This is a genomic window from Ruegeria sp. BJ5 (assembly GCF_056537865.1).
On sequence record NZ_JBQFSH010000002.1, the window covers coordinates 45,669 to 65,152 of the forward strand.

Consider the following 19,484-nt stretch of genomic DNA (forward strand, 5'->3'; position numbering starts at 1 on the left):
GCCATGGATCTTGCCCGTTTCGCAGTCGAAAAGCGCGTTATCTCGGCGCTGTCCACAATCCTTATCCTGATCGCCGGTTACTTCGCGTACATGACCCTACCTCGGTTCGAGGACCCCGAGTTCATCATCCGGCAGGCGCAGATCATCACCCCGTATCCCGGTGCAACCGCCGAGGAAGTGGCGGAAGAGGTCACCGAAGTTGTCGAAAACGCATTGCAGGAACTGCAGGGCGTGAAAGAAGTGCGCTCGGTGTCGTCGCCGGGGGTCAGTACCGTTACGGTCGAATTCACGATCCCGACCACACCGGACTTCCCCACGCTCTACGAACGGTTCGCGCAGATGCGCGCAAAAATCTTGGACGTGCAGCCAGATCTGCCGCCCAACGCCCTTCCGACTCAGGTCTACGACGACTTCGGCGATGTGTTCGCGCTGTATTTCGCAATTGTCGGTGATGGCTACACCATTGCCGAACTGCGCGACTACGCAAAGGACCTTCAGCGGGAACTGGTCGCCGTCGAGGGCGTGTCCAAGGTCGTGCTGAGCGGGACACAGGATGAGGTCATCTATGTAGAATACTCACCGGCCCGGCTGGTCGAACTCGGGTTGACACCACAGCAGATCCAGCAGGTTCTGGAGGGGCAGAACCTAGTCATTCCCGGTGGCTCCATCGAGTCGGATTCCCGCAGGATCGAGATCCGCCCCACGGCGGCCGTGGAGTCGATCCAGTCGATCGAGGATCTTGTCATCACGGCGCCGGGTACAGGGGCGTCTTTCCGGCTTTCGGACATCGCCGTGGTGTCGCGCGGCTATGTTGATCCGCCCCGTCGACAGCTTTTTCGCGACGCTCAGCCTGCCATCGGAATCGGCATCTCGAACACGCTTGGCGGCAATGTCGTGAACATGGGCGACGCCGTGAAGGCACGTATTGCCGAGCTTGAATCCGCCCGTCCGGTCGGCATCGAAATTCTTCCGATCTCGGACCAGTCCGCTTCGGTCAAGGATTCCGTCGACGACTTCGTGATGAACGTGGTTCTGGCACTTGTCATCGTCGTCGGTACGCTGCTCGTCTTCATGGGGTTGCGGTCGGGGATCCTGATGGGGGGCATCCTGCTTGTTACCGTCGCAGGCACCTTGGCAGGCATGTACCTGTACGGCCTGGACATGCAGCGGATTTCCCTTGGCGCGCTGATCATTGCGCTTGGCATGCTGGTCGACAACGCAATTGTCGTCGTCGAAGGTACCCTGGTCCGCGTGCAGCGAGGCGAAGACACGAAAGATGCGGCGATTGCGGTGGTCAACCAGACGAAATGGCCGCTGCTTGGCGGAACCGTCGTGGGACTTCTGGCGTTTTCGCCCATCGGCTTTTCACCGGACAACACCGGTGAGTATGCAGGCAGCCTGTTCTGGACGATATCGATCTCGTTGTTGTTCTCATGGCTGGTCGCGATCTGGCTGACCCCGTATTTCTGCACGCTTCTGCTGAAGCCCAGCGAAACCGCGGCACCGAAGGAGAACGCCATCCTGCGCGGATACCGGACAGTTCTGGCCCTGGCGATCCGGGCCCGCTACATCACGGTCGTGCTGGTTGTCGCGCTGTTCGCCTCTGCCGTGGTCGGTATAGCCCTCGTACCGCCGGGTTTCTTCCCCAACAGCACCCGGGCGCAGTTCGTCGTGGACTACAACCTGCCTGAAGGGACGGACATCACCAGAACCAGCCAGGATCTGAAGGAAATCGACCAGCACATCCGCAGCCTGGATGGCGTGACCTCTACCAACCTGTCGGTCGGAGGCGGCCATCTACGGTTCATGCTGGTCTACACCAGCGAGGATGCGAATACGGCATACGGCCAGATTCTGGTCGACGTCGAAGACTACCGGCAGATCGACGACCTCCAGCCCCAGATACAGGCGTGGATCGATCATACCTATCCCGAGGCCTACTCGAAGGTCTGGAAGTTCGTGCTTGGACCCGGCGGAGGTTCAAAGATCGAAGCCCGGTTCACCGGAACCGATCCGGTCGTGCTGCGGTCGCTCGCTGAAGAAGCCAAAAAGGTCTTCTCCGAGCAGGGCGGCATCGCGATCAAGGACGACTGGCGCGAACAGGTGCAGGTCATCCGCCCGATCATCAACACGGAAAACGCCCGACGCCTTGGGCTGACCCAGGGCGAGATTTCCCGGGCGATCTATGCGCATCTGAACGGGGCCGATATCGGCATCTACAGGGAAGGCGATGACCTGCTGGCCATTGTCATGCGCCCGTTTGAAGACGCCCGCGATGATATCGGCGATTTGCGCAACATCCAGGTCTTCAGCCAGGTAGCCGGTGGCTACATCCCGATCTCTCAGGTCGTGACCCGTTTCGAGTTGGTCTTCGAATCCGGAAATCTGCGCCGCATCGACCGGCGGCTCTCTATCACCGCCCAGGCGGACAACGCCCCTGACGAACTGTCGGGCGATCTTTTCGCCAAGGTCCGGCCTCTGGTCGAGGACATCGAGATGCCAAGCGGATATTCCCTTGAGTGGCGCGGCGAGTACGGTGACTCGCAGGACGCCAACGATGGGTTGGCATCGACGATGCCGTTGGGGTTTGGCGCCATGATCATCGTCGTGGTCATACTGTTCAACGCCTTCCGCCAACCCCTGATCATCTGGCTGACCGTACCGCTGGCCCTGATCGGGGTGGTCTGGGGGCTGGCGCTTACAAGGACGCCGCTGGAGTTCATGGCCATATTGGGCGTGCTGTCGTTGACGGGTATGTTGATTAAGAATGCCATCGTTCTGATCGACGAGACCGACACCCAGATAGGAGACGGCAAACCCAGACTTCAGGCAGTCGTGGATTCCGCCGTTTCGCGTGTGCGCCCGGTGTCTCTTGGCGTACTGACGACGGTTCTGGGCGTCATGCCTCTGCTCTGGGATCCGTTTTTCGAGTCTCTGGCAGTCGTCATCATTTGTGGCCTGAGCTTTGCAACCATCCTGACGTTGATCGTCGTACCCACGCTTTACGCGATCTTCTTCCGGGTTCGCGATGACGAGATATCGCAGACCTCCTGACGGACGGAAGCCATCCCGCTGCCGTGGCGTAGGCGCAACCGAGCTGCTGCGCTTGCGATACGCGGTAATGCGTGCCTGGCGTGCGGCATATATTTCGGAAGAACATACGGCCCTCAAGTGGATGGGTACATCGAGGTTCATCACGTCGTGCCGGTCAGCCAGTTGGGTAGAGATTACGTGATCAATCCGAAAGAGGACCTCGTTCCGCTCTGTCCAAATTGCCATTCCGTCGCCCATCGAAGAAACCCGCCCTTCACTGTCGATGATATCAAACGCCTTTTTCTTGAGGCCGGAGAGTCCTCAGGCGGGAGCAAAGCATGATAGCATGCGAAGGTTCGGGTTCCGTTCCATCTCGCCAAATGCATCCGACATCGAAGTGTTTAGGTTGCGTTACCAAATAATGGCTTGATTTCAGTGCTTTGCAAAAAATTCACCAAATCGGCGCAGTCAATTGGTTCAGAGAATATCGGCCCTGAGAGACCGATCTCGGCCGCCTCACGCCGGGCAAAGTGAACAGCCCCATCCGCATAACCCTCTAAAACAACGGAAAAATCCGGCCGCAACCGGATGGGGAGAACGCTTTCTCGGGGGCAAGTGGCGGAACGGAAGGGATTCGAATTGTCGGGACGGCGGCGTTACCGCCGCCTCACGCGCGTTTGGTTCTGTTCACGCCGCGCGACGTTGATCGGGTGTTCCCGACCGAGGGCGCGATAGAAGCCGTTGCCCTTTGACCAGTTCAGGAACTGGCTGAAGCTGTCGACCTGGTCATCGTTCCGTCCGCGTGGGAAGGACTGAAGCTCGCGCTTGAAGGTTGCCAGCCAAGGGGAGTCGGCCGGCAGACACACCTTGCCCGCCTCCACCGGGGCACAGGCCGCGTTGAAGCGGATCTCCTTGTCCTTGTCGGGGGTCACCCGGTTGAAGCGCTTGTCATCCTGGAATAACTCCTGGAACAACGGCCGACCGGTCGCGGCATCCTCGATCAGAACCGTCTCGGGATCCCATTGCCCAACCAAGGTCAGCACCTTCGATTTCAGTTCGAGGTAGTCCAGTTGCCCGCGCCAGAGATCGAGCAGATGCCAGTGGGGCGGCAGGAACCCCCAGGTCGTGCCGACGGAATAGTCCGACCGCGGATCTGACGAGGTGCCGGTATCCCAACTCTGGACGACCAGGTGATAGTGGTGCCGCGGCAGGACCTCGTCAAAGGTGCCAAACCACTCCCAGCGCAGCGGAGATCCGTCTGGTGCGATCGGGTTCTGCTGGTACTGGCAGTTGAAGATCGCCGTGCCCATTTCACGGCGCATGCGATCGAGCGTCTCCCGGTCGAGCTTCGCCGGGAACAGCAGGTCCCCCGGCCTGCGCCGATGCACTTGCCCGCGCCCGATCGGTATGACCTCGTTCTCCTCCGCGATGGCCGGCAGGTTCAGGTGCCGGTAGGTGCCCTTGTCAAGGAGGTAGCCCGGTGGGTCCATCTCGTGCAGCCGCTGGGCGATCATCACCACCCTGCCCTCCGCTGGATTGTCGAAGCGAGACAGCAACGTGCCTTCGATGAACTCCTGCGCCCGGATCAGTTCCGCCTCGGAATTGGCGTCCCCGGCCTTCATCAGGTCGTCGATGATGATGTAGTCGGCGTCATGGCCGGTCACCGAACTGCCGATGGACACCGCCTTGCGACGGCCGCCCGCGGTGGTGCGGATTTCTTCCACGGTATTGCCCTTTTTCGCCAGCCGAGTCCCGGGGAACATCTCGCGGTACCAGCGCGACGACATGACCCGCCGGCAATCCTCGGAATGCTTGCGGGCGAGATCAAGGCCATAGCTGGCCACGATGATCTTGGCGCCCGGATGGTGTCCCAGCAGAAAGGCCACGTAGGAAACTGCCACGGTTACGGATTTCAGGCAGCGGGGCGGAATGTTGATCACCAGCCGCTTGTTCTCGCCACTGCGCACTTCGTCCAGAGCATGGCACATCGCGCGCACATGCCAAGCCGGCTCAAACGTACCATTGGGCCCGTGATGGAGGGTGTCGAACACCCTCCACACGAACGGGAAGAAGTTGTCCCGGCAGAGATTGATGGCGGCCTGCCGAACCGTGCGCGGTTCAGGTACCGTCATAATCATCCTCCTGGTCCTCGACATCCTCTTGACCCGCTTGCGGGGAGGAGAAGAAATCCCGTAGGATGTCATAGTCTACCGGCTCGGGCCTGCCCGAGAGACCAGCCTCAGTATCGTGAGCCTCGCTGTCGCCAAACAGGTCCGCATCAAGCTTCAGAAGGGCCAACAGCGCCTTCGAATCTCCCTTCAAGGCACTGGCCGCCAGCCGCTTGGCCATGGCTTCCGCCTTGGTGATCCGGATCTCGCGGTTGCCCTCGCGGACCGTGATTTTCGACTCAAGCTCCCGCTTGAGGCTGGCACTCAACCCCCTGGCACCTTTCGGCCGCCCTTTCGGATTGCCCGACTGGCCTTTCTTGAACCGCGTTTGTTTCGGCGGCTTGCCATATCCCACCTCGTAGTCCTTTTCGTCATCAGACATGGCGGACCTCCTTTTTCGCGACGGCATTTGCCTGAGCAGCCCGGCCGTCAAAGGTCTCGCCGGTGACCGCATGCACGACCTGTTCACCCGTCATCTCCTGCCAGCGACGGATGGCGACATCGACGTAAGCCGGGTCCAACTCGATCAGCCGCGCCCGGCGCCCGGTCTTCTCGGCCGCCAGCAGCGTGGCGCCGGAGCCGCCGAAGGCATCGAGCACTACGTCGCCACGATGGCTCACATCCATGATCGCGTCCGCCACCAGCGCCGTCGGCTTGACCGTGGGGTGATCGGCCAAATCGGCCTCGCGCCCCTTGCCGAAGCTGTTGACCCCGGCATAGTCCCAGACATTGGTGCGGTTGCGGCCATGCTTGCCCAGCTCCACGTTGTTGATGTGCCGCGCACCCGGCTTCTTGAAGATGCAAACCATCTCGTGCTTGGAGCGGTAGAGGCTGCCCATGCCGCCATTGGTCTTGTTCCAGACGCAGAGATTGATGAGGTCGAGACCGCCGGCCTTACCCATTGCGATCAGGTCCTCGATGTGGCGCCAGTCCATGCAGACCATGGCGATGCCGCCTGCAGGCAGATTGGCCACGACATGGGTCAGGAACGTCTGGAGAAAGCTGCGGAACTCCGTGTCGGTCATCTCGCCCGAGGCCATGGCGAACTCGCGGTGGCTGCCATCCTTGCCCAAGCGCACATGCCCCTGCACCGGCACATTGTAGGGCGGGTCGGTGAAGACCATGCGCGGCACATCACCATCCAGCACAGAGGCATAGCCGTCCGCTTCCAATGCATTGCCGCAGAGGATGCGGTGATCCCCGAGCAGCCAGATGTCGCCGGGCCGGGTGATGGCGACTTGTGCCGGGTTCGGCTCTTCAACGGTTTCCGGCTGACGCGCATCCGTGTCACCGGCACCGCTGATGAGGAGGTCGATCTCCGCCACCTCGAAGCCGGTGATGTCGAGACCGAACTCCAGCTCGCCATCCAGGCTCAGGTCCATCAGCTCGGCAAACTCGATCTGCAGCGCCGCCTGGTTCCAGTCGGACAGTTCCGCGAGCCTATTGTCGGCGATGCGCAGGGCGCGCACCTCGGCCGGGCTCAGGTGACCGGCCACCACGGTCGGTACCGTGGTGAGGCCAAGCGCCTTCGCTGCCTCGAACCGGCCATGACCGGCAATGATCACGCCGTCGCCGTCGACCAGGATCGGGGTGACGAAGCCGAACTGTCGTACCGAGGCTTTCAGCTTGTCGATGCTCTTTACCGTGTGAACGCGATTGTTCTTGGCGTAAGGCTTGAGGTCTGCAATCGGCGTCTGCACAACCTTTTCGGCCATCCAGACAGGGGCGGTCGATGCTGCGGCATCGCGGGGTTGGGATTGGGTACGCATGCGCGCCTCCATTCATCTAGGCTGTCGCAACAGCCGGGGATCGAATGGACCGCTTCGGGGAATTCGGAGAGAGCACGAACAGCAACTCCCCGGATCCAGCGATCCGGTTCATTGCCTCTTTCGATGCTCCCTTTGGGCGCTCGGGCCCGGTGAGTGCTTCTGGCAGGATTTGAAGGTCCTGCGTGAGGCACACCGAATATAACCACCCAACCAGAAAGAATCAAGTTTTTGTTTTTTTCCAGTGCGTTACGACACCTACGATTCTTCGTTAGCGCCAGCGGATTCAGGCTGGACTACCGGTGCGAACCACGCATCACTGGTCCCACGCCCGACATGTTCGGGCTCACCTCGGTACCGGGGCACGGCATCCCGCCCCTCTGAACACGAGGAGACCAGACATGCCCAAAACCAACCACACCAAGACCGATAGGGTACAAACCCTGCTTCGCCACCCCGCAGGTGCCAGCCTCGCGGACATCTGCAAGGCCACCGGCTGGCAGCAACACTCGGACCGGGCCGCCCTCAGCATGTTGCGCAAGAAAGGCGCAACGATCGAACGCAGAGCATCGGATAAACCGGGCGCGCCGGCCACCTACCACCTCGTTGCCGAGGCGGAGGCGCAGGCATGACCTTCCCAGCGGAAATCGCCGAGCTGGAAGCGATGGATCGGAAGGGCTTGTTGTTGCTCTGGCAGCAGCTGTTCGACCGCCCTGCCCCGGCAATGCTGAGCCAGCCCTTCCTGCGCCGCTTCCTCGCCTTCGAACTGCAGGCCCGCCGTCATGGCGGGCTCTCCCGGAAGGTGACGGCTGCGCTGGACAAGGGGGCGGACCAAAAGCCACGGCCGACGCCCCCTGCCCTCAAACCCGGGGGACGCCTGCTGCGCGAATGGAACGGGGTGACCCATGTGGTCGATGTCACCGAGGACGGTTTTGCCTGGAACGGTCGCGCCTACCGCTCGCTTTCGGCCATCGCCCGCGAGATCACCGGGGCGCACTGGTCCGGCCCCCGTTTTTTCGGTCTCACTGGAAAGGGCGCCAGATGAGCCCGCGTCGCAAAGTCCGCTGCGCCATCTACACCCGCAAGTCCTCCGAGGACGGGCTGGACCAGGACTTCAACTCGCTGGATGCGCAACACGAGGCCTGCGCCGCCTATGTCGCTAGCCAGCGTCACGAGGGCTGGTCACTGCTGCCACAGCGATACGACGACGGCGGCCTCTCCGGCGGCACGCTCGAACGCCCTGCCCTGCAGCGGCTTCTGGAAGAGATCGATGCCGGGCGCATCGACATGGTGGTGGTCTACAAGATCGACCGGTTGACCCGCTCACTCACCGACTTCGCCAAGCTCGTCGAGCGGCTCGAACAGGCCAACTGCTCCTTCGTCTCGGTGACGCAGTCCTTCAACACCTCGTCATCCATGGGTCGACTGACCCTGAACGTGCTGCTGTCCTTTGCCCAGTTCGAACGCGAGGTGACGGCCGAGCGCATCCGCGACAAGATCGCCGCCTCCAAGAAGAAAGGCCTCTGGATGGGCGGCAACCTGCCCTTGGGTTTCGACCGCCACCCTGATCCCAAAGCCCGCACGCTGGTGGTGAACCAGGAAGAGGCCAGCACCGTCCGGCGCCTCTTTGATCTCTACGCGGAACTGCGCTGCCTGCGCCGGGTGGCGGAGCGGGCCGCTGCCGAGGGGTTGTGCTCGAAACGGGTTGTCCGAGCTGATGGCACCGTTAGGGGCAATCGCCTGCTGTCGCGCGGCCAGATCTACTACCTGCTGCGCAACCCGGTCTATCGCGGCCAGATCCGCCACAAGGACAAGCTCTGGCCCGGCCAGCACCCGGCGATCGTCGACGAGGACCTGTGGGAACGGGTGCAGGAGAGGATGCGGCAAGCCTCACAACGGTCCCGCGCGCAACCCTCACCCGATACTCCATCCAGAGGGACGGCCCCCGGCGCCTGGCTGACCGGCAAGCTGCGAGATGACACCGGCGATTGGCTCACCCCGACCCACACCACCCGCAAGGGCCGACGGCTACGCTACTACGTCTCCAACAGGCTGATCTCCGGGGGCACGGATCCCACCGGTTGGCGATTGTCAGGACCAGCATTGGAGACGGCGGTTAGCAACATCGTGATCACACATCTGCAGGAGGCATCCGCATCGCACCGGATCCTCGCGCGGCCCGAGGCCGGGTCCGCATCTGTAATCAAGTCCGCGGTCGCAGAACTGGCCACCCGGCTCCGCGACACCGGCGGAACGATTTGCGCCGGCCTGCTTGCCTCTGGCACGCTCAAGCGCGGGCGGATCTGCCTCGACCTGGACGGCAAGGCCCTGGCAAGCGCGCTTGGCCATTCGCCAGACGATCTGAACCCGGACCTGCTCAGAATCGAAGCGCCTTTCGACCTGCGACGCCGCGGCGTCGAAGCCAAGATCATCGCCGGCGATGTGCAGCCTCACCCGGATCCGCATCTCCGCTCCATGCTGGTCCGCGCCCATGGCTGGGTCCGCAATCTGAAAAGTGGCGTCCAGCTGGTCAACATTGCGCGCGAGGAACAGGTGCCCGCCTCCTTCATCCGCACCCGCGCCCAACTCGCCTTCATGTCGCCGAAGATCCAGGCCGCGATTCTCGACGGCAGCCAGCCGCCGGAGCTTACCCTCAAGCGCCTGGTCAGCGTCACCCACCCGCTGGATTGGGCGGAGCAGGAGCGCATCTTCGGCTTCTGAAACTCTCCAAAATTCCGGCTTCCCTGATACCCGGTGTGACGTCCCTGTTCCGGCGCAGAACTTCCCTGTTACCGTGAAAAAATTTCCCTGTTCCACAGTTTAGGGAATTTGGGGCGTAAATCATTGATATCACGCCATTATCACAAAGACAAAATCAGGAAATTCCGCCAAAAATGCCGAAATTCGCTGTAAACTCCCTGTTATCAGGGAAAATCCGCCCAAAGCGACCCCGCGAAAATACGGAACTGAGACTGGCGTTAGAACCGTGGCCTAGTTGTGCTTGCTAGATCGTCTCTGATAGAAAACGGGTATGGTAAACCGCTGATGTCGCGGCAGAAATCCGGGGCAGAAAGTATCAATAGAGTGAGACGGGAATGGGTGGCGGGGAGACAGGGATTCGAACCCTGGGGACGCTCTCACGCCCAACGGTTTTCAAGACCGCCGCATTCGACCACTCTGCCACCTCCCCGGCGCAGGCAGCGGTCTAGGACGAACATCGGTTGGTGGCAAGTCCAAAAGAGGGATTTCTTGCCGAAGCCGGACCCGCGGTCTTTCCTTGAAACAACCCGCAGGTTATGATTTGCGCAAGGACTGCAGGAGGCCGGCAAAAGAACCGGTCGAACCGCGGTTGGGGCCAGCCACGCAAAGGCCCTACAGGCAAGGGATAACACAATATGAAGCGAGCGACAGAGACACGCTTTGGACCGCGGCCGTTGGCGGTGCTGGTTGTTGCATTGACTGCGCTGACGGGATGCGACGAAGCTTTGAACACAGGCAAGTCTTCCTCTAAGGCAGCCAGTGACGATGGGCAGACCCAAAGCAACACCACGGAACTGTTCCCCGAAGTCGCCAGCGGCTCTCAGCGCGATATTGAAGCGCCGGACGTCTTCGAAGTGACCGAGGCCGGGCTATGGGATGGGCGTCCCTCGTTGGGTGGCATCTGGGTGGCGCACCCCAGCGCATCTCAGCCCGAGCGGGTCGCCATCAAGAACACAAGCAACAACAAGACCGTGACGGGCGCCTTGTTCCGCCGGGAACGAAACCTGCCCGGGCCAGCCCTTCAGGTGTCCTCGGCAGCGGCTGAAAAACTGGGAATGCTTGCCGGCGCTCCTGCCCGTCTGCAGGTGGTTGCACTCCGTCGCGAAACGATCGAGCCGGAGCCTGCACCGGAACCCGAAGCAGCCCCGACCGAAGAAACTGCAGACGCCGCCGAAGCAACCGCAGCCGAAGAAATCACAACGGCCGGGCCCGACGAAAAGGTCGAAGAAAAGCCGGCCAAGCGGAAATGGTGGCAGAAAAAGACACCTGAAAACACCGGTGCCGTGGTCGCCGGTGCTGCCGCGGCCGGAGCGGCCGCAAGCGCCGCCGCCGAAGAAACTGCGCCCGCGATTGAGGAAGCGGCAGATGCGTCCGCGACCGCTGCATTGACGGATCCGGTCGTCGCACCTCCACCCGCCCAGAAAAAACGCAAGTGGTGGCAGAAGAAAGATCCCAATGAAATTACCGAGACGCCGCTGGACCCGATCGCAGGTGCTGCGGCCGCCATAGACGCATCCGAGCCGACGCCGGCTGCGGCGGCCAGTGCCACAGCCGCATCGTCGAACCTGACCAAACCCTATGTTCAGATCGGAACGTTCGGAGTTGAAGCGAACGCGAAAGCCGCCGCCGAAAAGGTCCGCACGAACGGATTGGCGGCCGAAGTTCTGGAACTGGAGTCGGCAGGCAAGTCGGTCTGGCGTGTACTGGTCGGCCCTGCCACAACGCGCGCCGAACGCAAAGCGATCCTCGGAGATATGAAAGACCTGGGCTTTACCGATGCCTTTATCGTGAAGAACTGAACAGGAGGGTCCAATGCTGACCTCACTCAAATCGGCTGTTCTGGCCGCGGGCCTTGCCCTGCTTGCCCTGCCGGTTCACGCCTTCGACACGTCCGCGCGCGCGGCTTATGTGATCGACCAGACGACAGGCACTGTGCTGTTGTCGAAGAATGCCGATGAACCGCTTCCACCGGCATCGATGTCCAAGCTGATGACGCTCTACGTGGCATTCGAAGCCCTGCGCGACGGTCGACTGACGCTGGATGAAACGCTTCCGGTCTCGGAACACGCCATGAGCTATGGCGGCTCGACCATGTTCCTGAACACGCAGGACCGGGTCCGGGTCGAGGACCTGCTGCGCGGCATCATCGTCCTGTCCGGCAATGACGCCTGTGTTGTGATCGCCGAAGCGCTCAGCCCGGACGGCACCGAGGCCGGCTTTGCGCGCTACATGACCCAACGCGCCAGGCAGATGGGCATGAACCACTCGAACTTCACCAACTCGAACGGCTGGCCTGCTGCAGGTCACATGATGTCGGTGCATGATCTGGCCGTGCTGGCCGACAGGCTGATCACCGATTTTCCCGAATACTATCCGCTGTTTGCCGAGGAAACCTTCGAATTCGACGGCCGTGCCCCGTCGAACGTGAACAACCGCAACCCGTTGCTGAAACTGGATATCGGTGCCGATGGCCTGAAGACCGGCCACACGCAAGAGGCGGGCTATGGCCTTGTCGGATCGGCCAAGCAAGGCGATCGCCGGGTGGTCTTCGTTCTTTCCGGGCTCGACAGCATCTCTCGCCGGGCAGAGGAGGCTGAGGCCGTGGTTAACTGGTCGTTTCGAAATTTTATCGAGAGGACAGTTGCCAACGCCGAGACGCCGATAGCACAGGCCAAAGTGTGGATGGGCGCGCAAAAGACGGTTGGGCTTGTGCCCGACGGTGACCTCACCCTTCTGTTCCCCGTTCTGGGCGATCAGAACGTCCAGGCCGAAGTTGTGTATCAAGGCCCGATCAACGCTCCGATCGCCAAGGGCCAACAACTGGCCGAACTTGTGATCCAGCCCGAAGGTTTGCCCGAAATCCGGCGGCCCCTGGTCGCAGCCGAGGATGTGGCGATGGGCGGGTTCCTGGTGCGGCTGATGACCGTGGGCGGCATCGTCCTGAAAGACATGATCAACACCCCGCTGGAGTCGATGTGAGCCCGCGCGGTCTGTTCCTGACATTCGAGGGGATCGACGGTTCGGGCAAGTCCACGCAGGCCCGCAGGCTGGCAGAAAGCCTCGCGGCGGCCGGGCATGACGTTGTTCTGACGCGTGAGCCGGGCGGTTCGCCCGGGGCCGAGGAAATTCGCCGGTTGGTCCTCGAAGGCGACCCCGACAGGTGGTCGGCGGAAACCGAAATTCTTCTGTTCACGGCCGCACGACGCGATCATTTGGAGCGCACGATCGAACCGGCCTTGAATGCGGGTAAGATCGTGATTTGCGATAGGTTCGCCGACAGCACCCGAATGTATCAGGGCCTGTCGCGCGGAGATCTGCGCGCGTTGGTGGACCAACTCCACGGCCTGATGATCGGCCGCGAGCCAGATCTGACCTTGCTGATCGATATGGATCCGGAAATCGGGCTATCCCGCGCCAAAGGCCGGCAAGGCACCGAAGAGCGGTTCGAGGATTTTGGCCCGGCCCTTCAGAAACGTATGCGCTCGGGTTTCCTTGCGCTGGCGGACGAGTTCAAGGACCGGTTCCGTGTAATCGATGGCAATCGCGACGTGGACAGCGTGGCCGTGGATGTGAGAGAAACCGTCCTGAAGGTTCTGCGGTAATTCACGAATGAGCGACGACACACCCACACCGGACCAGGCGCCCGGCGCGCTTCACCCGCGCGAGACACGCAGGCTGTTTGGACAGGATGCGGCCGAGCAAGCTTTCCTGACGGCCTTTGCGTCTGACCGGCTGCATCACGCCTGGCTTCTGACCGGCCCTCGTGGCGTGGGCAAAGCGACCCTGGCATGGCGCATCGCGCGGTTTCTGCTGGCCACGCCGCCGCAACAGGATGACGGGCTGTTCGGTGCGCCCGAGGATCCGACGACACTCGACATCGCGCCGGACCACCCGGTTGCAGCAAGGATGCTGGCCGGGGCCGAACCCGGTCTGGCCGCGATCAACAGATCCCTGAATGATCAGGGCCGCCTGCGCAACGAGATCGTTGTCGATGACATCCGAAAATTGGGGCGCTTCTTCGGCCTCAGTTCAGCGGACGGAGGGCGCCGCGTGGTTATCGTGGATGCGGCGGACGAAATGAATGTCAGCGCCGCAAACGCGTTGTTGAAAATGCTCGAAGAGCCCCCGGCCCGCACGACACTGCTGCTGGTTTCGCATCAGCCGTCACGGCTGTTGCCGACGATCCGCTCGCGGTGCCGTACCCTGCGCCTGTCACCGCTGTCGCCGGAGGACATGAAATCGGCGCTGGCACAGACCGGGGCCGAGTTGCCTCCGCAATCCGATCACCTCGCGGCTTTGGCCGCCGGTTCCGTAGGCGACGCGGTACGGCTGATCAATCTGGGCGGAATGGAGATCTATGCCGAGCTGATCCAGATACTGGGCACCCTGCCCCGCCTCGACCGCCAGCGCGCGCTGGCTTTGGCCGAAGCGGCCGCGCAGCGCGGAGCAGCCGAGCGCTATGACCTGCTTTTGAATCTGATTGACATCGCTCTGTCTCGCCTTGCTCTGACAGGTGCGACCGGCGCGCCTCCGCAGCCCGAAGCTGCGCCAAACGAAGCCGAAGTGCTATTGCGCCTGTCATCCTCGCGCCCACAAGCCTTGGGCTGGGCCGAGGCCGCATCCATCATCACGGCCCGTGCGCGGCACGGGAAGGCGGTGAACCTTGACCCTGTCGCCGTCGTCCTAGATACGGTGTTCAAGATTCAGGAAACCGCCGGTCCGAGCAGATGAGCGACACGCCCCAACCTCCCGCAATCACTGACAGCCATTGCCATCTGGATTTCCCGGATTTCGAGGGCCAGTTGGACGCAATCATCGCTCGTGCGGTCGAAGCGGGCGTGACACGCATGGTGACGATCTGCACACGTCTGCGCAATGAGCCGACCGTGCGCGCGATCGCCGAAACACATGCCCCGGTTTTCTACGCTGCGGGCACCCATCCCATGAGCGCGTCCGAAGAGCCACTGGCGAGCGTCGACGAACTCGTCGCATTGTCCCGACATCCGAAATTTGTCGGCATCGGCGAAACCGGGCTGGACTATCACTACACCGCCGACAGCGCCGAAATACAAAAACGCTCGTTGAGGGTTCACATTCAGGCCGCCCAAAGTACAGGCCTGCCGCTGATCATTCACGCCCGTGCAGCCGACGAGGACATGGCGGCGATCCTGCAGGACGAGTTTCGGAACGCACCTTACTCCTGTGTGATGCATTGCTTCTCGTCTTCGGCCGAACTGGCACGGGCAGCGTTGGATTTGGGGTTCTACCTCTCCATGTCCGGCATCGCGGCCTTTCCAAAAAGCCAAGAGCTGAGGGATATCTTTGCGGCAGCGCCTGTCGATCGAATTCTGATAGAGACCGACGCACCATACCTAGCCCCGCCGCCGCACCGGGGCAAGCGGAACGAGCCCGGCTATACCGCTTTCACCGCCCGGGTCGGCGCCGAACTGTTTGGCATGGACTACCCGGATTTCGCCGCGCAGACCCAAGCGAATTTTGATCGACTGTTTGCGAAGGCGGCCGCCTACCCGGTTGCCGCATGAGCATGCTGCGGTTCACGATCCTGGGCTGTGGCTCCTCTGGCGGTGTCCCCCGGTTGGGTGGGCATTGGGGAGATTGTGACCCGCAAAATCCGCGCAATATCCGCCGCCGGTGCTCGATGCTGGTTGAACGGGACGGGCCGGACGGCACGACCTCGGTTCTGATCGACACGACCCCGGACATGCGCAGCCAACTGCTGGACACCAGAACCGGACGCCTCGACGCCGTTGTCTACACACACTCGCATGCCGATCATGTCCACGGCATCGACGACCTGCGCATGATCGTTTTCAACATGCGCGCGCGGGTGCCCGTTTGGGCGGATGGCGACACGCAAAACGCATTGCTGGGGCGGTTCGGCTACGCGTTCATTCAACCCGAAGGCTCACCCTATCCACCGATCCTCGACCTGAAGACAATTGACGGTCCGTTCGAGATAGACGGTCCGGGAGGATCAATCCCGTTTCGCCCGTTCAAGGTGAACCACGGATCGATCGATGCGCTTGGTTTTCGTATGAACAACCTGGCCTATCTGCCTGATGTTGCGGAAATCTACGATGATGCCTGGCCCGAGCTTCAGGGATTGGACTGCCTCGTGATTGACGCGCTGCGCCGGAACCCGCATCCGACCCATGCCCACCTGGAAAAGACCCTTGGCTGGATCGAACAGCTAAAGCCGGCTCGGGCGGTTCTGACCAATATGCACATCGATCTGGACTATGCAGCCGTCGATGCCGAGACCCCGGACTATGTCGAGCCTGCCTATGACGGCTTGGTGATCCGGCAACCATTGTAGGACATCGGATTGCACGCGCTTCCCCCAGCTCTGACCGAACTGCCTGGATTGAGGTCGTGACATGTTGCAAAGCCTGATCGACGTCATCCTTCCGGTTTTTCTTGTGATTGGGGCCGGCTATGTCTCGACGCTGACGGGTTACTTCAAAGAAGTGCATATCGACGGGCTGATGAAGTTCACGCAGGGGTTCGCAATCCCCTGCCTGCTGTTTCTGGCCATCGCCCATCTGGACCTGAGCGCCAGCTTTGACCCGCGCCTTCTGGGCAGTTTCTATACCGCCGCAGCTCTGTGTTTCCTTGCGGGGGCTTTCGGCGCTCGCCTGATATTCAAGCGCGAATGGGAAGATTGCGTCGCGATCGGGTTCTGCTGCCTGTTTTCGAACTCGGTCCTGCTGGGCCTGCCAATCACCGAACGCGCCTATGGTCCCGACAACCTGACCGGAAACTATGCGATCATCGCGTTCCACTCGCCGTTCTGCTACTGCGTCGGTATTACCGTGATGGAGGTCATCCGCAACCGAGGCAATGGCGGTATGCGCATGGCCCGGTCGGTGCTTTCGGCAATGTTCAAGAACGCGCTGATCCTGGGTATTGCTCTGGGCTTCATCGTCAATCTCACGGGTGTCGGTATTCCGGCTGTGGCAGACGAGGCCCTGAGCCTGGTGACCCGCGCAGCATTGCCCGGTGCCCTATTCGCCCTGGGCGGAGTTCTGGTCAAATACAAGCCCGAAGGTGACCTGCGGACAATCGGCTATGTTTGCTGCGTTTCACTTGTTCTGCATCCAAGCCTGGTTTGGTTGTTCGGTACAGCGACCGCCCTGCCGCAAGATCTTTTCCGCTCGGGCGTTCTGAACGCGGCGATGGCGCCCGGTTTCAACGCCTACATTTTCGCCAATATGTACGGCCGGGCCAAACGAGTTGCCGCCTCTTCGGTATTGATCGGCACAGGCGTGTCCATTCTTACGGTATGGATGTGGTTGACGTTACTCGGGTAAAGACGAATTGACTTTGCGGGAGGGCGCCACACCTATCCCGAAACAGAACAAGGAAGCCCCAGCATGGCGACTGCCGTCATCGTAGCGCATGGCCAACCGTCCGACCCAGACCCGGCCGAGGCATCTCTGGCCAGACTGGCCGCTCGGATCGATCAACTGACGGATAGAGTCACAGTCAGGTCGGCGACCCTCGCCGCGCCGGGCGCGTTGGAAAAGGTCCTTGATGAGATTCCGGACGGCAGCGCGATTTATCCATTGTTCATGGCGAAAGGGTGGTTCGTGACTTCTGCGCTTCCCAAACGCCTTGAAGGGCGTGCAGTACGCCAACTCGACCCACTGGGCGTTGACCCGCAGCTACCCAACCTGGTGGCGCGCGCCCTGCAACCTTTGATCGACGAGCATGGTTGGAGCACCACGTCCACGGATCTGCTGATTGCCGCACACGGCTCAGGACGCAGCCGCAACCCGGCAGCTGTCACCCACGAATTCGCTGACCGTTTGGCCGGGTTGATATCACTGAAATCAATCCGCTGTGGATTTGTCGAAGAACCCCCATCGATCAGTGACGCCGCCCAAATGACCGGGGATCATGCGATCTGCCTGCCGTTCTTTGCCTGCACCGGGGGCCACGTGTTGGATGATATTCCCGCCGAGCTGGGCAAGGCCGCATTTCGTGGCCCGGTGCTGCCTGTGGTCGGCGAGTTGGATGAAATCCAGTCGCACATCGCGCGGACATTGGACGGGGCTTTCGCTGAGTAGTCAAGCAACCAGCCTACCGACGCACCGGTCTACTCCGGTGCCCGCGCCTCTTCGGAATAGAAGCGATGGCACGACCGACCGTTTCGCTTGGCCTCGTAAAGGGCCAAATCCGCCGCGTGCAGAATCTCAGCCGGTTTCGGGGACAGAAACTGTGACGTAAGTGCGGTCCCTATGCTCGCCGAAATCGCGCAGGTCTCGCCCTCGAAAACCATCGGTTTCTGAAGGCGGCCAATCAGGCGATTGGCGATCCGTTCAAGCTGAGCCCTGCTCGACAGGCTTTTGAATATCAGAACAAATTCATCGCCGCCGATCCGGGCGACCGTGTCGTCGCTGCGGGTTTCTTCCAGCATGATCCGGGCGGCCTGGGACAGCACATAGTCGCCCGCGGCATGCCCCAATTCGTCGTTCACGGCTTTGAAGAAATCCAGGTCCAGATGCATCAACGCAAAAGTGGATTTCGTTGAAACCAAATGCTCGAGAATGTGGTCCATCGCGCGCCGGTTCTTGAGTCCGGTCAGAGTATCCGTATAGGCCTCTTCCTCGGCCGCAAGCATTGCCCCCTGAAGCCGCAGGTTCAACGATCTCGAAGCCTCCATCGCCGCAGACTTGGCCTCGACCAGGTAGAGCAATTCAATTGCGAGGTCGGTTCCCGAAAAATCCGCACTTGTCAGGGCATAATCCCGTACAGCGTCCAGGATCGAGATCCCGAAGGACAGGTTGATAACCGCGCCTGCATCGTCAGGCAGCGGTGCCACCAAACCCTTCAATGCTGTGCGCGGTTCATCGTGAAGCTTGAGATGAAGCTTGGTACCTGCCGTCGCCATCAACGCCGGCATAGTCGTCACGGTTCTGGGCCTTACCAGTTCAAATATTTCCAGAAATTCGCTGCCAACCAACGGCTGGTCGGGGCGCAGTTTTTGCAGTGTCGGCCCGACCTGAAGGATACGCCCATCCCGATCCACCAAGGTGAACATCGGGCACAACGTCTCCAACATCCTGCCCAGTTGATCCAGATCCATCATCAGTTCCGCGCCCCCAGATCAAAGTGACGACCCTCGGCAAAGGCGCTTTCGACCAGAACCATCGAGATGACGTCCACCCCGCCCCTCTGCCCGGCATGCGTCAGAATCACGAGCGCGCCATAGTCGTCCGCCATTGCTCGCAAGATCCCGATCATGACATTGGCATACCCATCCAGCCCGGGATGGCAGCGCAGTTCGAATTCTGTGGGCGAACGCTCCAGCAGTTCCAGGGCAGGCAATTCAAGGTCAGAGACCGCCAGTTTGACCCGATCGGCCAGATCATCCAAAGACTGCAGAAACTCGACATAGGTGACGCCGCCAAAGCGCAGAAGGCGCCGCAACCCTTCCATGTTGGGGTGTGAGACCAGATAGGTTCCGAGATCCTCCAGGAACTCGTCCCGCGAACGGTTCAGTTGATCGCAGACCACGTCCAGCAGGCGATATGACTTTTCCCGGTCGTATACGAGCATCGCTTCGAACTCGGCGAACCCAAGTTCAGCGGCCTCGGTCGCCCGAAGCCAGCGCTCACGCCCATACGTCGCGCATACAAACGATTGAACTGCCTTGTTGATCAATCCGTGCATGAATGCCCTCAAAAAGGTTTCATGCCCGATCCCACCTCAAAGATCTTAACAAAGGCCAAAT

The 19,484-nt window shown here is 61.3% G+C and carries 18 protein-coding genes and 1 tRNA gene; 13 read left to right on the top strand and 6 right to left on the bottom strand.

Translation table 11 applies throughout. From position 1 onward, the window contains the following. Nucleotides 1–3: 3 nt before the first annotated feature. Together ACR0NY_RS07700 and ACR0NY_RS07705 are read left to right on the top strand one after the other, a co-directional pair. On the top strand, nucleotides 4–3,054 hold the full coding sequence (locus ACR0NY_RS07700; protein ID WP_170340456.1) for an efflux RND transporter permease subunit: 3,051 nt from the start codon (nucleotides 4–6) through the stop codon (nucleotides 3,052–3,054). A gap of 75 nt (nucleotides 3,055–3,129) precedes the next feature. Further along, nucleotides 3,130–3,375: an HNH endonuclease gene (locus tag ACR0NY_RS07705; RefSeq protein WP_480722460.1), complete on the top strand. Its 246-nt coding sequence runs from the start codon at nucleotides 3,130–3,132 to the stop codon at nucleotides 3,373–3,375. Between the two features lie 314 nt (nucleotides 3,376–3,689). Here the strand turns inward: ACR0NY_RS07705 and terL are convergent, their stop codons facing one another. The 3 genes from terL to ACR0NY_RS07720 are packed head-to-tail and all read right to left on the bottom strand — an operon-like array spanning nucleotide 3,690 to nucleotide 6,970. Continuing rightward, complete coding sequence (terL, locus tag ACR0NY_RS07710) at nucleotides 3,690–5,165, bottom strand: phage terminase large subunit (protein WP_170368198.1); 1,476 nt, start codon at nucleotides 5,163–5,165, stop codon at nucleotides 3,690–3,692. Further along, a complete protein-coding gene (locus tag ACR0NY_RS07715; protein WP_170368197.1) occupies nucleotides 5,152–5,583 on the bottom strand; it encodes a DUF5681 domain-containing protein in 432 nt (143 codons plus the stop codon). The genes terL and ACR0NY_RS07715 overlap by 14 nt, the downstream gene beginning before the upstream one ends. After that, nucleotides 5,576–6,970, bottom strand: a complete 1,395-nt coding sequence (locus ACR0NY_RS07720) for a site-specific DNA-methyltransferase (protein ID WP_254432850.1) — start codon at nucleotides 6,968–6,970, stop codon at nucleotides 5,576–5,578. The genes ACR0NY_RS07715 and ACR0NY_RS07720 overlap by 8 nt, the downstream gene beginning before the upstream one ends. Before the next feature lie 398 nt (nucleotides 6,971–7,368). On the opposite strand from ACR0NY_RS07720, the gene ACR0NY_RS07725 reads away from it, so the two are divergent. Genes ACR0NY_RS07725 through ACR0NY_RS07735 form a run of 3 tightly spaced genes read left to right on the top strand, consistent with a single transcriptional unit; the run spans nucleotide 7,369 to nucleotide 9,688 of the window. Further along, a complete protein-coding gene (locus ACR0NY_RS07725; RefSeq protein WP_170368196.1) occupies nucleotides 7,369–7,599 on the top strand; it encodes a DUF3489 domain-containing protein in 231 nt (76 codons plus the stop codon). Then, nucleotides 7,596–8,012, top strand: a complete 417-nt coding sequence (locus ACR0NY_RS07730) for a DUF2924 domain-containing protein (protein WP_170340449.1) — start codon at nucleotides 7,596–7,598, stop codon at nucleotides 8,010–8,012. The genes ACR0NY_RS07725 and ACR0NY_RS07730 overlap by 4 nt, the downstream gene beginning before the upstream one ends. Beyond that, nucleotides 8,009–9,688, top strand: a complete 1,680-nt coding sequence (locus ACR0NY_RS07735) for a recombinase family protein (protein WP_170368195.1) — start codon at nucleotides 8,009–8,011, stop codon at nucleotides 9,686–9,688. Before ACR0NY_RS07730 ends, ACR0NY_RS07735 begins: the two co-directional genes overlap by 4 nt. Before the next feature lie 379 nt (nucleotides 9,689–10,067). Here ACR0NY_RS07735 and ACR0NY_RS07740 read toward each other — a convergent pair. Then, a tRNA-Ser gene (locus tag ACR0NY_RS07740) sits at nucleotides 10,068–10,157 on the bottom strand. A 205-nt stretch (nucleotides 10,158–10,362) separates the two neighbouring features. Between ACR0NY_RS07740 and ACR0NY_RS07745 the strand changes: the two genes are divergently transcribed. The 8 genes from ACR0NY_RS07745 (at nucleotide 10,363) to ACR0NY_RS07780 (ending at nucleotide 17,817) form a co-directional block, all read left to right on the top strand. Next, on the top strand, nucleotides 10,363–11,526 hold the full coding sequence (locus ACR0NY_RS07745; RefSeq protein WP_170368194.1) for an SPOR domain-containing protein: 1,164 nt from the start codon (nucleotides 10,363–10,365) through the stop codon (nucleotides 11,524–11,526). A 13-nt stretch (nucleotides 11,527–11,539) separates the two neighbouring features. Next, nucleotides 11,540–12,706: a D-alanyl-D-alanine carboxypeptidase family protein gene (locus ACR0NY_RS07750; RefSeq protein ID WP_170368193.1), complete on the top strand. Its 1,167-nt coding sequence runs from the start codon at nucleotides 11,540–11,542 to the stop codon at nucleotides 12,704–12,706. Beyond that, entirely contained in the window at nucleotides 12,703–13,329 is a 627-nt protein-coding gene (gene tmk / locus ACR0NY_RS07755; protein ID WP_170368192.1) for a dTMP kinase, read from the top strand. The genes ACR0NY_RS07750 and tmk overlap by 4 nt, the downstream gene beginning before the upstream one ends. 7 nt (nucleotides 13,330–13,336) lie before the next feature. Further along, entirely contained in the window at nucleotides 13,337–14,458 is a 1,122-nt protein-coding gene (locus tag ACR0NY_RS07760; protein ID WP_170368191.1) for a DNA polymerase III subunit delta', read from the top strand. After that, the gene (locus ACR0NY_RS07765; protein WP_170368190.1) at nucleotides 14,455–15,270 is read left to right on the top strand and encodes a TatD family hydrolase; all 816 of its coding nucleotides are present in this window, start codon (nucleotides 14,455–14,457) and stop codon (nucleotides 15,268–15,270) included. Before ACR0NY_RS07760 ends, ACR0NY_RS07765 begins: the two co-directional genes overlap by 4 nt. Beyond that, the gene (locus ACR0NY_RS07770) at nucleotides 15,267–16,064 is read left to right on the top strand and encodes an MBL fold metallo-hydrolase (protein WP_170340435.1); all 798 of its coding nucleotides are present in this window, start codon (nucleotides 15,267–15,269) and stop codon (nucleotides 16,062–16,064) included. Before ACR0NY_RS07765 ends, ACR0NY_RS07770 begins: the two co-directional genes overlap by 4 nt. A gap of 61 nt (nucleotides 16,065–16,125) precedes the next feature. After that, nucleotides 16,126–17,058, top strand: coding sequence for an AEC family transporter (locus ACR0NY_RS07775; RefSeq protein WP_170340433.1), 933 nt, complete (start codon nucleotides 16,126–16,128; stop codon nucleotides 17,056–17,058). A 63-nt stretch (nucleotides 17,059–17,121) separates the two neighbouring features. Next, nucleotides 17,122–17,817: a CbiX/SirB N-terminal domain-containing protein gene (locus tag ACR0NY_RS07780; protein ID WP_170368189.1), complete on the top strand. Its 696-nt coding sequence runs from the start codon at nucleotides 17,122–17,124 to the stop codon at nucleotides 17,815–17,817. Between the two features lie 29 nt (nucleotides 17,818–17,846). Here the strand turns inward: ACR0NY_RS07780 and ACR0NY_RS07785 are convergent, their stop codons facing one another. Both ACR0NY_RS07785 and ACR0NY_RS07790 read right to left on the bottom strand, forming a co-directional pair. Continuing rightward, nucleotides 17,847–18,839 (bottom strand): GGDEF domain-containing protein, encoded by a 993-nt coding sequence (locus ACR0NY_RS07785; protein WP_170368188.1) that lies wholly within the window; start codon nucleotides 18,837–18,839, stop codon nucleotides 17,847–17,849. Next, nucleotides 18,839–19,423, bottom strand: coding sequence for a heme NO-binding domain-containing protein (locus tag ACR0NY_RS07790; protein ID WP_170368187.1), 585 nt, complete (start codon nucleotides 19,421–19,423; stop codon nucleotides 18,839–18,841). The genes ACR0NY_RS07785 and ACR0NY_RS07790 overlap by 1 nt, the downstream gene beginning before the upstream one ends. Nucleotides 19,424–19,484: the final 61 nt, after the last annotated feature.